This window comes from Falsiruegeria mediterranea M17, from assembly GCF_900302455.1.
Taxonomy (GTDB): Bacteria; Pseudomonadota; Alphaproteobacteria; order Rhodobacterales; family Rhodobacteraceae; genus Falsiruegeria; species Falsiruegeria mediterranea.
Map to the genome: position 1 here is coordinate 163641 of NZ_ONZG01000008.1, position 10371 is coordinate 174011.

The 10371-nt window shown below is 58.8% G+C and carries 14 protein-coding genes; 7 read left to right on the forward strand and 7 right to left on the reverse strand.

The window, feature by feature from the left end; genetic code table 11:
- Positions 1-8 precede the first annotated feature (8 nt).
- On the reverse strand, positions 9-461 hold the full coding sequence (locus TRM7615_RS16255; RefSeq protein WP_108789618.1) for an iron-sulfur cluster assembly scaffold protein: 453 nt from the start codon (positions 459-461) through the stop codon (positions 9-11).
- Between the two features lie 48 nt (positions 462-509).
- On the opposite strand from TRM7615_RS16255, the gene hisI reads away from it, so the two are divergent.
- The gene (gene hisI, locus TRM7615_RS16260) at positions 510-887 is read left to right on the forward strand and encodes a phosphoribosyl-AMP cyclohydrolase (RefSeq protein WP_181892830.1); all 378 of its coding nucleotides are present in this window, start codon (positions 510-512) and stop codon (positions 885-887) included.
- Positions 888-900: 13 nt separating this feature from the next.
- On the opposite strand, the gene gluQRS is transcribed toward hisI, so the two are convergent.
- From gluQRS to TRM7615_RS16280, 4 genes are all read right to left on the reverse strand, one after another.
- Positions 901-1785 carry a tRNA glutamyl-Q(34) synthetase GluQRS gene (gluQRS, locus tag TRM7615_RS16265; RefSeq protein WP_108789409.1) on the reverse strand — a complete coding sequence of 295 codons (885 nt, stop codon included), beginning with the start codon at positions 1783-1785 and terminating at the stop codon, positions 901-903.
- Positions 1785-2399: a class I SAM-dependent DNA methyltransferase gene (locus tag TRM7615_RS16270; protein WP_108789411.1), complete on the reverse strand. Its 615-nt coding sequence runs from the start codon at positions 2397-2399 to the stop codon at positions 1785-1787. The genes gluQRS and TRM7615_RS16270 overlap by 1 nt, the downstream gene beginning before the upstream one ends.
- Positions 2400-2422: 23 nt before the next feature.
- Entirely contained in the window at positions 2423-3778 is a 1356-nt protein-coding gene (trmFO, locus tag TRM7615_RS16275; protein ID WP_108789413.1) for a methylenetetrahydrofolate--tRNA-(uracil(54)-C(5))-methyltransferase (FADH(2)-oxidizing) TrmFO, read from the reverse strand.
- A gap of 299 nt (positions 3779-4077) precedes the next feature.
- Positions 4078-4863 carry an enoyl-CoA hydratase gene (locus TRM7615_RS16280; RefSeq protein ID WP_108789415.1) on the reverse strand — a complete coding sequence of 262 codons (786 nt, stop codon included), beginning with the start codon at positions 4861-4863 and terminating at the stop codon, positions 4078-4080.
- Between the two features lie 61 nt (positions 4864-4924).
- Here TRM7615_RS16280 and TRM7615_RS16285 point away from each other — a divergent pair, with 61 nt between their 5' ends.
- On the forward strand, positions 4925-5368 hold the full coding sequence (locus TRM7615_RS16285) for a PaaI family thioesterase (RefSeq protein WP_108789417.1): 444 nt from the start codon (positions 4925-4927) through the stop codon (positions 5366-5368).
- Between the two features lie 68 nt (positions 5369-5436).
- Here TRM7615_RS16285 and TRM7615_RS16290 read toward each other — a convergent pair whose 3' ends face one another.
- A complete protein-coding gene (locus TRM7615_RS16290; protein WP_108789419.1) occupies positions 5437-5664 on the reverse strand; it encodes a DUF1127 domain-containing protein in 228 nt (75 codons plus the stop codon).
- Positions 5665-5762: 98 nt separating this feature from the next.
- On the opposite strand from TRM7615_RS16290, the gene TRM7615_RS16295 reads away from it, so the two are divergent.
- The gene (locus TRM7615_RS16295; protein ID WP_108789421.1) at positions 5763-7175 is read left to right on the forward strand and encodes an aminotransferase-like domain-containing protein; all 1413 of its coding nucleotides are present in this window, start codon (positions 5763-5765) and stop codon (positions 7173-7175) included.
- Here the strand turns inward: TRM7615_RS16295 and TRM7615_RS16300 are convergent.
- Complete coding sequence (locus TRM7615_RS16300; protein WP_165821454.1) at positions 7165-7569, reverse strand: nuclear transport factor 2 family protein; 405 nt, start codon at positions 7567-7569, stop codon at positions 7165-7167. The genes TRM7615_RS16295 and TRM7615_RS16300 overlap by 11 nt on opposite strands.
- A gap of 268 nt (positions 7570-7837) precedes the next feature.
- Here TRM7615_RS16300 and rplM point away from each other — a divergent pair, with 268 nt between their 5' ends.
- The 4 genes from rplM (at position 7838) to TRM7615_RS16320 (ending at position 10345) form a co-directional block, all read left to right on the forward strand.
- Entirely contained in the window at positions 7838-8296 is a 459-nt protein-coding gene (gene rplM / locus TRM7615_RS16305) for a 50S ribosomal protein L13 (RefSeq protein WP_108789425.1), read from the forward strand.
- 6 nt (positions 8297-8302) lie between these two features.
- The gene (gene rpsI, locus TRM7615_RS16310; protein ID WP_108789427.1) at positions 8303-8788 is read left to right on the forward strand and encodes a 30S ribosomal protein S9; all 486 of its coding nucleotides are present in this window, start codon (positions 8303-8305) and stop codon (positions 8786-8788) included.
- 142 nt (positions 8789-8930) lie between these two features.
- Entirely contained in the window at positions 8931-9299 is a 369-nt protein-coding gene (locus TRM7615_RS16315) for a group I truncated hemoglobin (RefSeq protein ID WP_108789429.1), read from the forward strand.
- Positions 9296-10345, forward strand: coding sequence for an adenylate/guanylate cyclase domain-containing protein (locus TRM7615_RS16320; protein WP_108789431.1), 1050 nt, complete (start codon positions 9296-9298; stop codon positions 10343-10345). Before TRM7615_RS16315 ends, TRM7615_RS16320 begins: the two co-directional genes overlap by 4 nt.
- Positions 10346-10371 lie beyond the last annotated feature (26 nt).

Below are 10371 nucleotides of genomic sequence, written 5' to 3' on the forward strand. Positions count from 1 at the left end.
GGCCAGCGTCAGGCGCAGTTGGCCTGTTCTGCCTGATCCATCGCTTCGAGTGTTGCTTCTAGCGCAAGAAGGATCGAGGCATGGCGGTTCTTGTAGTCGCGCGCGGGGATCAACACTTCGAGCCCGTCAAAGGGCGCATCGGGAACAGGACCGTCGGTCTTGAGCATGGCTTTGAGCTGATCGCGTGCGGTTTCTACTTGCGCTCGCGTGGCGCCGATGATGGCACTGCCGACGACCGAAGCCGAGGCCTGGCCAAGCGCGCAGGCCTTTACGTCCTGCCCGTATTCGGCGATCTTGCCGTCCTTCATGGTCACGTCCACGGTCACGGTTGAACCACACAGCGGCGAACGTCGTTTGACGGTAGCGCCGGGGTTCTCCAGCCGGTCTAGATGCGGAATATCAGCTGCCAGCGCTAGAATTTTCGCCGAATAAAGCTTGATCAGATCGGTTTCGCCGGACATGGCTTTCCCTCGTTGTTCGTTCCCCATACATAGTGGGCCAACGCTCCGATGCAAAAGGTTTTTGCCATGACTTTCGATCCTTCGACACTGACCTATAATGACGCCGGCCTGATCCCGGCAATTGCACAGGACGCGACCTCGGGTGAGGTGCTGATGATGGCCTGGATGAACGCCGAAGCCGTGGCAAAGACGCTTGAGACGGGGCGGGTCACCTATTGGTCGCGCTCACGGCAGTCGTTCTGGATCAAGGGCGAAAGCTCGGGCCACGTTCAGGAACTGGTGGATTTTCGGGTTGATTGCGACCGAGATTGCCTGCTGGTGACCGTGAACCAGACGGGGGCTGCGTGCCACACCAATCGCCGGACGTGTTTCTATACTGCGGTGCGTCAGGGCGACGAGGTCGAGTTGATGAAGCCGATGGAGTAATGGCGCAGATGCGTCATGGCCTCCGGCGGTCGTGTTTTTGATAAGAAGAAGCAAGGGGTTGCGGTAAACCCACAAGAACGCGCAGGTCCGAAGGTGTGGCACCCTCTTTGCGGTATCTGGCGATCGCCTTGGAATCGTCGCGTTTGGCCAGGCGTTTGCCCGCGTCGTCGCGGATCAGCCGGTGGTGGTGGTAGATGGGGGTGGGCAGGTCTAGCAGGTGTTGCAGCAACACTTGCAGAAATGATGTCTGATACAGGTCTTCACCGCGCACCACATGGGTGATCTCTTGTACTGCGTCGTCGATGACGGCGGCCAGCACGTAGGATGGGGTTTCGATTTCTTTGCGGCCCAAAACCGGATCGCCGATTTCGTTGATCAGTTGCGCAGGGTTCACCATATGGGTGCCCGCGTGTTTCAGCCCGGTTTCGATCAGGCGCATCTCAGGCACCTGCTGCAAAGCCTTGGCCATGTCCAGGCGCAGCGCATCGCCGGGTTGGCGGCTGTCCATACCCCGCCCACGACAGGTGCCGGGATAGACGCCAGGGGCCAGTGGCGCGCCTTCTTGCGGGGCCGACAGGGCGGTGCGGATGTCGCTGCGGCGGCACGAACAAGGGTAGATCAACCCGCGATCCGCCATCTGCATCAGGGACGCGTTGTAACGCTCTAAATGCTCGGATTGGCGCAGGACGGGTGTTTCCCAGCTCAGTCCAAGCCAGTACAGGTCATCGTAGATCTGCGCCTCCCAATGGTCGCGGGCGCGGGCCGTATCCGTGTCTTCGATCCTGAGCAGGAACTGGCCGTGCTCGGCCTGTGCCATATCATAGGCCAGCAAAGCCGAATAGGAATGCCCAAGGTGCAGCGGTCCCGTCGGGGACGGGGCAAAGCGAGTTCTGAACATTACGCTTTTTCAACAACGTAGACGTTGGATTTCATGTCCATGCCCGGGAGGTGATCGCCGTAGTCTTTGCTCAACAGGTGTGCGGCCCCCATGTCCAGCCATTCCATAAGGCGCCCCTCGAATTGAGGATCGCTTAGCGCGTGATCGTTGAATGAAAAGGCCAGCAAGCCGCGCCGCGGCAGCGCATTCATCAGCAGGTCAAAGGTTTCGGGCGGCGCCGCCCCGATGCCGATGACACCCGTCGCGGTGATGGCGGAATATGCCCCTTGGGTCACCGGGGCGGGGTCCGCGATGTCGAACCCCGTCAGGGTGCGATAGGCGGCTTTGGTGCGCGCACCGTCCAGCATTTCGGACGATGGGTCCATCCCGTCCACGGTCGTGAACCCCGCTCGTCGCAGCGCCAGACCGGACAGCCCGGTGCCACATCCAAAATCCAAAACGGGCGTGTCCAGATCCGCGATATGTGCCTTCAACGCCTCGGCCACACGACCAGGCGTGGCATAGCCGTTCTCGGCGATCTCGGCATCGTATGAGGCGGCCCATTTGTCGTAGTGATCACGGGTCGCTTCGGGGGTGTCTAGGCTATAGGCGTCGGCCAGGAATTTCTCACTCATGGCCTGTATGTTAAGCGCGGGTTTCAGGCCGCGTCCAGAGTGGAATGCCCCAGCCAGTCGCTCCAGGCGGCCTTGGCGCGATCGGTATAGGCCTTGTAGCGGTCCTTGCGCCCGCGGCGTCCGCCTTTCAGGCCATCGACAGGACGGAACAAGCCAAAGTTGACGTTCATCGGCTGAAACGTCTTGGCTTCGGCCCCGCCGGTAATGTGGTGGATCAGGGCGCCCATGGCGCTGTCCTGCGGTACCTGTGGCAGTGTGATCCCCAGAATCTCGGCGGCGGCCATCCGCCCCGCGAGAAGGCCCATGGCCGCGCTTTCGACATAACCTTCAACGCCAGTGATCTGACCGGCAAACCGCAGATTGGGCCGTGATTTCAACCGCATCTGATCGTCGAGCAGGGTGGGTGAATTCAAGAACGTGTTGCGGTGAATGCCGCCCAGGCGTGCAAAGCTGGCGTTTTCCAGGCCGGGGATCATGCGCAGCACTTCGGTCTGGGCGCCGTATTTCATCTTGGTTTGGAAGCCCACGATGTTGAACAGCGTGCCAAGCGCGTTGTCGCGGCGCAGCTGCACCACCGCATGGGCCTTGACGTCTGGCTGATGCGGATTGGTCAGACCAACGGGTTTCATCGGCCCATGGCGCAAGGTTTCACGACCGCGCTCGGCCATCACCTCGATCGGCAGGCAGCCGTCGAAATAGCCAGCGGTTTCGCCTTCGTGGAACTCGGTCTTGTCAGCAGCCAGCAGCGCGTCGATGAACGCCTCGTATTGGTCCTTGTCCATCGGGCAGTTCAGATAAGCGGTGCGTTCTTCTTCGGTCTCGCCCTTGTCATATCGTGACTGCATCCATGCTTTGGACATGTCGATGCTCTCGGCATAGATGATCGGCGCAATGGCGTCGAAAAAGGCCAGCGCTTCGGCACCAGTTTCCGCCTGAATCGCCGCGCCCAGATCAGGCGAGGTCAGCGGGCCGGTGGCAAAGATCCAATGGCCGTCGTCTGGCAGCGTAGTGATCTCATCATAGGACACGGTCACACGGGGATGCGCCTTGAGTTTGGCCGTGACGGTCTCGGCAAAAGGCTCGCGGTCGACGGCAAGTGCGCCACCCGCGGGGAGCTTGTGCTTGTCGGCGGTTGTCATGATCAGGCCATTGGCGGCGCGCATTTCCCAATGCAGCAGGCCAACGGCGTTTTGTTCGTCATCGTCCGAACGGAAGGAGTTCGAACACACCATCTCGCCCAAGTTGCCGGTCTGGTGGGCAAAGGTTTCGACCTTGGGGCGCATTTCGTGCAGCACCACGTCTACGCCCATTTCCGCCGCCTGCCAGGCGGCCTCGGACCCGGCCATGCCGCCGCCCACGATATGCAAAACTTGTGTCATGGGGTGCCATTTAGGGCAGGGCGCGCGTGCACGCAACGCCCGACAACACCGGTCAAGGGGTAAACCGACCCTGAGTGCCCTGTTGTCCAATTGTGACGGGGGTTGTTTTTGGGGTCGCCGCTGCGGGAATGTCGGTGTCAGAGAGAGGCTGACAAGGAGGGACCTTCCGCCCACGGCGACCCAAAAATCGCTTAAGTGCCCAGCCTTTACCGGGCCCTTGCCCAATGTTTGCCACAGTGTTGCCCAGATTGAAAGTTCAAATTTGGAAACAATTTTACCAGTTTCGGGAAACGATCAAATTACTGGGTCCAATCGGGGTCCCGTTTTTCGATGAAGGCGGCGATTCCCTCTTCGGTGTCTCGGTAAAGCATGTTTTCGACCATGACATCGCCGGTATAGGCATAGGCCTGATCCAGCGGCATCTGCATCTGCTGATAAAACGCTTGTTTGCCGACTTTGACGGCAGCACCAAGTTTGCCTGCAAGTGTTTCGGCCAAGGCGGCGGTTTGTGTTACCAGATCTTCGGCTGGAACGGCCCGATTGATCAGGCCCAACTCTTCAGCGCGTGCCGCGTCGATGAACTGCCCGGTGGTCAGCATTTCGAACGCCTGCTTGCGCGGAATGTTACGCGACAGGGCCACCATCGGGGTCGAGCAGAAAAGGCCGATGTTCACCCCGTTGACCCCGAACTTTGTGCCTTCGGCGGCGATGGCCAGATCGCAGGTGGCAACCAGTTGACAGCCCGCAGCGGTGGCAATGCCATGCACCTGGGCAATCACAGGCTGCGGCAGTTGCTGCACGGTCATCATCATCCGGGCGCAGCGATCAAACAGATCCTTAAAATAGGCCTTGCCGCCATCTTCGGCCTGACGCCCGGCTGTCATCTGTTTCAGATCGTGACCGGCGCAGAATGCCTTGCCCGAACCTGACAGAATCACGGCGCGGACGGATTGGTCATTTTTCAGTTGGTCGAACTCATCCTGCAACGCCGCCAGCATTTCGTCGCTCAGCGCATTCAGCCGCTCGGGCGCATTCATGTGCAGATGCGCCACTGCACCTTTGTCGTTACGTTCCAGAATTGCCATCTTGCTCTCCACCCAAATCTGCGGGCAACTCTAGGGGCAACACGGGAAGAGGGAAAGCCGCATGTCACTGGCACTGAATATCGAAGAACTGATGGGGTACATGGCCAGTGTGTTTCCACAGGTTTCCGACGATTTCGCCATCGAAGAGCTTAGCGAAGATCGCCTGATCATGCGCCTGAAGGTGGCGCATCGGCACCTGCGTCCGGGCGGCACCGTTTCGGGGCCGTCGATGTTTGCCCTGGCCGACTGCGGCGTTTATGCGATGGTTTTGGCGCGGGTCGGGCGGCAGGGGCTGGCTGTGACCACAAGCTGTTCGATGGATTTCATGCGCAAACCCGAGGGTGGCGTCGACATGCTGGCCGAAGTGCGGTTGCTGAAGCTGGGTAAGCTGCTGGCCGTGGGTGACGTGTTGATGCGGTCCGAAGGGTCGGACAAGATCGTGGCGCGGGCGACGATGACCTATTCCATTCCGCCTGCGGGCTCGGTCGCTGCCAAGGCCGGATAACAAAAAAGGCCGGAGCAAGCTCCGGCCAGTGAAGAGGTCCCAAATGAAAGATGGGACGGGGATCTCAGTCAAATTTGCCAGAACCGGCGTTTGACCTCGCGTGTGCGCTGTTTTGGGGTCAATCCCACATCAGCCAGTAGATGATCATCCAGATAGCTCAGATTGACGCGGGTTCGGCGCCGTTGCTCCCATGTCGTGACGATCGCCGCAAAGCGTACGGCCAAATCCGCGATCAGCGGCAGCCGGGGGCTGGCGTTCAGCAGGGTCAGGGCGGGGCTATGCATCAGACGTGTCATGACAGGGTCCTTTCCAAATTGTATTGACACAATAGTACGCTACTTGGTACATTGACTTGATACATTCTGCATTGTGTCAATTAAAAGGAAGAATTGTAATGGGTACAATTTGGCCGAGCGCTTTACCTGACGCAAAAGGTCCGAAATACAAGATGGTGGCGGCGACGATCCGAAAAGCCATCGAAAACAAGGATCTGGAGGTTGGCGCGAAGCTGCCGCCCGTGCGTGAGCTGGCCTATACATTGTCCATTACACCGGGCACCGTGGCGCGGGCCTATACCATCCTGACCGACGAAGGGCTGCTCGAAGCGGGGGTTGGACGGGGTACATTTGTTGCGGATCCGCAGACTCAGAACGATGGTTTCGCCCCGATCGAGGTGGACGTGATCGCGCACAACAGCAATGCCAATAACGGCTATGCGGTCAATATGTTCTCACCCCATCTGCCCAGTGTCGGGCAGGCACAGCTGATCCGACGGCTTTTGGCTCAAATCGCCCAGGATCCGCCCTCGGGTCTGATGCATTACCCAAGTCGGGCAGGGGCGTTGCCCGCGCGACAGGCCGCTCTCAAATGGTTGTCGCAGGCGCCTTTAGGGCGCGTGAGCGAAGAAGAAATCGTGCTGACCAACGGTGGCCAGAACGCGATCTCGATGATCTTGCAGGCCATTTTGCGCGGCCGTCGCCCCGTGGTTCTGGTCGAGGAACTGTCATACCCCGGTTTCCGCCGCGCAGCCGAACTGCTGCGGGCCGAGGTTGTGCCGGTACCCATGGACGATCACGGTGTGATCCCCGAAGCCTTGGACGCATTGGCCCGTCAACACGAGGCGCAGGTGTTCTGTACCTCACCCGAGGTGCACAACCCGACCACGTTGTTCACTCCGCTGGACCGGCGCGAAGCCGTGGTCGCCATTGCACGTAAGCGTGGTTTTTTCCTGCTCGAGGATGATTGCTATCGCCACATGCCTGCGCAGGCTCCGGGTTATCGGATGCTGGCACCGGATCGGACGTGGTTCGTGACCTCGATCTCCAAGTCCATCACACCCGCATTGCGCATCGGTATCGCCGTCGCGCCCGAAGGGCAGGTGGCTGATTTGCGCCGCGCCGTTGAACACGGGTTCTTTGGTCTGGCGACGCCACTGCTGGATTTGAGCGCCGTGTTGCTGGGACATCCTCAATTGCCGCAAATGCTGGATGCGTTACAGCAAGTGACAGGTGACTATATCAAGGCCGCGGTGAACATCCTTGGCTCATATTCACTCAACTGGCGCCATCCGGTGCCATTTCTGTGGCTGACCCTGCCACCCGGTTGGCGTGCGGCATCATTCTGTCAGGCGGCCGAGGCGCAGGGCATCCAGATCCGTTCGGCCGAGGAATACGCCTGCCGCACCTCGCGCACGCCCCATGCGGTACGATTGGCGGTGAACGCGGGTGTGACCTTGGCGACGTATGAGGCGGCGCTGATGCGCCTTCGTCATCTGCTGGACAACCCGCCAGAGCGTCTTAGCGTTTGAACAAACCAAAAAGGCTCTTTTTGCCGCCAATTGGTTCCGGGTCTCCAAAAAAGCCCACCAACTGTTTGATGCGGCCATCGGCGTCCAGCGTGGCAAAATCATGCCCCTTGAGAAGGGGGATGCCGCCGACAGCCTTCATCGCCCAGGTGAAATGCACCATCTCGTGATGGTGCACTGCGGCACTGGTCACCACGATCTGTGATCCCTTTGCTTGAGCATGAAAGGCGTCCATGTAGTCCGCCAGCCCGTCGCGCCCGGTAACATCACCATTGGGATCGACATAGCGCCCATCCTCGGCCCAGGCGATGTTCAGATGTTCCAATCGCTTGGCCGGGTCTTTTTCGACCCACAATGCGCCGTAGGCAGCGACAACGTCGTCCAATGGTGCCACCATGTCGTCTGATCCCCATGTTGTTTCGTCGGTACACTGGCATAGTCCAACCGGTTCGATCCACAAGTTTATTGTCATAGGTGATTGAAAATACGTTTCTGGGTCGAGATTTGTGGGGTAAAATAATACCTATTTTTTATGCTATTGAAATTGCTGTATAAAATAAGGTTTCCGGTTCTTGACGTGATCATCGGGTGCACATAGAACCCATCCATCGAATTCGGGGCGGTCATTTGGGCCGCTCTTTCACATCAAACAGGACTATCCTGCCATGAAAACCTTTTCTGCAACACCTGCAGACATCGACAAGAAGTGGATCCTGATCGACGCCGAGGGCGTTGTTCTGGGCCGTCTTGCTTCGATCGTCGCCATGCGCCTGCGTGGCAAGCACAAAGCGTCGTTCACCCCGAACATGGACATGGGCGACAATGTCATCGTGATCAACGCTGACAAGATCCAGATGACCGGCAAGAAGCGCGAAGAGAACTTCTACTGGCACACTGGTCACCCGGGCGGCATCAAGTCGCGCACCAAGCAGCAGATCCTCGAGGGTGCACATCCCGAGCGCGTCGTGACCCAGGCGGTCAAGCGCATGCTGCCGGGCAACCGTCTGGCCCGTACCCAGATGACCAACCTGCGCGTTTATGCCGGTGCCGAGCACCCGCATGAAGCCCAGTCGCCCGAAGTTCTGGATGTTGCATCCATGAACAAGAAAAACACCCGGAGCTAATGACCGATGGCTGATCAGATCAATACTCTCGAAGAGCTGAGCGCCGTTGCAGGCGTTGAAACCGTGGCCGAAGAAATCGTCCTGCGCGAACCCGTGCGTGACGACCTGGGCCGCTCGTACGCCACCGGCAAGCGTAAAGACGCTGTTGCTCGCGTTTGGATCAAGCCGGGTTCCGGCAAGGTCACCGTGAACGGCAAGGACCAGGACATCTATTTTGCACGTCCCGTTCTGCAGCTGATCCTGCGCCAGCCGTTCCAGGTTGCTGGTGTCGAAGGCGAATTCGACGTTGTCGCAACCGTCAAGGGCGGTGGCCTGACCGGTCAGGCCGGTGCGGTCAAGCACGGCATCTCGAAGGCGCTGCAGCTTTATGATCCCGCTCTGCGTGGTGCACTGAAAGCCGCCGGCTTCCTGACCCGCGACAGCCGCGTTGTGGAACGTAAGAAATACGGTAAGCGCAAAGCGCGTCGTTCGTTCCAGTTCTCCAAGCGTTAAGCTCTGGAATTTTCGAACAGATTGGGGCCACGCAAGCGCGTGGCCCTTTTTCGTTTCAGTGCCCGGTTGGGTCTCAATTTGATTTGAGGGCCCGTTCGGCCTAATGTGCATGCATATTGCATGAATATTGGCGGAATTTGTTATGGGCACAACGGTGTACGAGAAGTACGGCGGTTTCAAAACCATCAGCCGCATCGTCATGAGCTTTTACGAGATGGCGCTCGATTCAGATGAGATCGGCGATTATTTCGCCGACGTCGACATGCCGCGCCTGATGGATCATCAGACCAAGTTCATTTCCTCTTTGGTGGGGGGGCCGGTGTCCTTTTCCGATGACCGGCTGCGGGCGGTTCATGCACAACTGAATATCTCGCACTCGGATTTTGACGAGATGGGGCGGCTGTTGTCCGAGGCGCTTAGCGATCACGGCATGAAGCCTGCGGATGTGGATTATGTGTTGCACGAGATCGAAAGCAAACGCGCGATCATTGTCACGGCAGATGCCGGATGACCATTGCCGCCATCAATGAAAAACTGTTGCGGTCCATCGGGGTCGGTGTGGCCATCCTGGATGGTGTCAGTCACGAGATCATCTTTGCAAACAAGCCGTTCTGCGATTGGTTTGGGACACCGGATCAAATGACCAGGATGAGCGAACTGGTCGAGGAACTCTCGCCCGAAGACCTGGGTGAAGACGAAGCCGAGGGTCGTGTGTTTACCGGAGAGGTCGAACTCAAGCGCAAACGCAGGACGTTGGTCATTGCGGTGTCCATCTCGGCCACGCGATCGGGGGATCAGCGTCTTCTGGTGGTGGAATGTCAGAACATCACCCGTATCCGCGAGTTGGAATCGATGATCGACAGCTATTCCACAATGGTCGAGCGGAACACGCGCGAGTTGGAGCGCGAAAAGGAGCGGGTGGAAAAGCTGCTCCTGAACCTGATGCCGCGTTCCGTCTATGAGGAATTCAAGACCTTTGGCGTGGTCACACCGCAGCTGTACACGCAGGTTTCGGTGGTGATGCTGGATTTTGTCGACTTCACCGAGTTTGCCACCAAGACGGACCCGACGGTGACTCTGGCCGAACTCAACGACATCTTCACCGCCTTTGACCGCATCGTCGAGCAATACGGCTGCGAGCGGATCAAGACCATCGGTGACGCCTATCTGGCCGTTAGTGGTATGCCCGATCCCGCCCCCGAGCATGCTTCGGCTGTGGCACATTGCGCGGTCCGGTTTCTGCGCTATCTCGAGCGGCGCAATGAAAGCCATCAGCACACGTGGCGCGCACGGATCGGGCTTGGAACGGGGGCCGCTGTGGGGTCTGTCGTGGGGATACAGAAGTACGTCTATGACGTCTTTGGCCCGGCGGTGAACATGGCCTCACGGTTGCAGATGATGGCAGATCCGATGGGTATCGTGGCACCCGAAGAGATGAAATTCGACCTGATCGACGAGTTCCAGATCAGCGATTTTGGCGAACATCAGATCAAGGGCCTGGGCGAAATGGACCTGATCACGGTCGAGGCAAATCTCAGACCTGCCCATATCCGCTAGGGGGTTTCCGCCACTTTTGTCAGGAA

Bases quoted from the DNA above. Each gene is read 5' to 3' on its own strand.
- TRM7615_RS16255 (WP_108789618.1), bottom strand. From the start codon at position 461: ATGTCCGGCGAAACCGATCTGATCAAGCTTTATTCGGCGAAAATTCTA.
- hisI (WP_181892830.1), top strand. From the start codon at position 510: ATGCAAAAGGTTTTTGCCATGACTTTCGATCCTTCGACACTGACCTAT.
- gluQRS (WP_108789409.1), bottom strand. From the start codon at position 1,785: ATGTTCAGAACTCGCTTTGCCCCGTCCCCGACGGGACCGCTGCACCTT.
- TRM7615_RS16270 (WP_108789411.1), bottom strand. From the start codon at position 2,399: ATGAGTGAGAAATTCCTGGCCGACGCCTATAGCCTAGACACCCCCGAA.
- trmFO (WP_108789413.1), bottom strand. From the start codon at position 3,778: ATGACACAAGTTTTGCATATCGTGGGCGGCGGCATGGCCGGGTCCGAG.
- TRM7615_RS16280 (WP_108789415.1), bottom strand. From the start codon at position 4,863: ATGGCAATTCTGGAACGTAACGACAAAGGTGCAGTGGCGCATCTGCAC.
- TRM7615_RS16285 (WP_108789417.1), top strand. From the start codon at position 4,925: ATGTCACTGGCACTGAATATCGAAGAACTGATGGGGTACATGGCCAGT.
- TRM7615_RS16290 (WP_108789419.1), bottom strand. From the start codon at position 5,664: ATGACACGTCTGATGCATAGCCCCGCCCTGACCCTGCTGAACGCCAGC.
- TRM7615_RS16295 (WP_108789421.1), top strand. From the start codon at position 5,763: ATGGGTACAATTTGGCCGAGCGCTTTACCTGACGCAAAAGGTCCGAAA.
- TRM7615_RS16300 (WP_165821454.1), bottom strand. From the start codon at position 7,569: ATGGTGGCACCATTGGACGACGTTGTCGCTGCCTACGGCGCATTGTGG.
- rplM (WP_108789425.1), top strand. From the start codon at position 7,838: ATGAAAACCTTTTCTGCAACACCTGCAGACATCGACAAGAAGTGGATC.
- rpsI (WP_108789427.1), top strand. From the start codon at position 8,303: ATGGCTGATCAGATCAATACTCTCGAAGAGCTGAGCGCCGTTGCAGGC.
- TRM7615_RS16315 (WP_108789429.1), top strand. From the start codon at position 8,931: ATGGGCACAACGGTGTACGAGAAGTACGGCGGTTTCAAAACCATCAGC.
- TRM7615_RS16320 (WP_108789431.1), top strand. From the start codon at position 9,296: ATGACCATTGCCGCCATCAATGAAAAACTGTTGCGGTCCATCGGGGTC.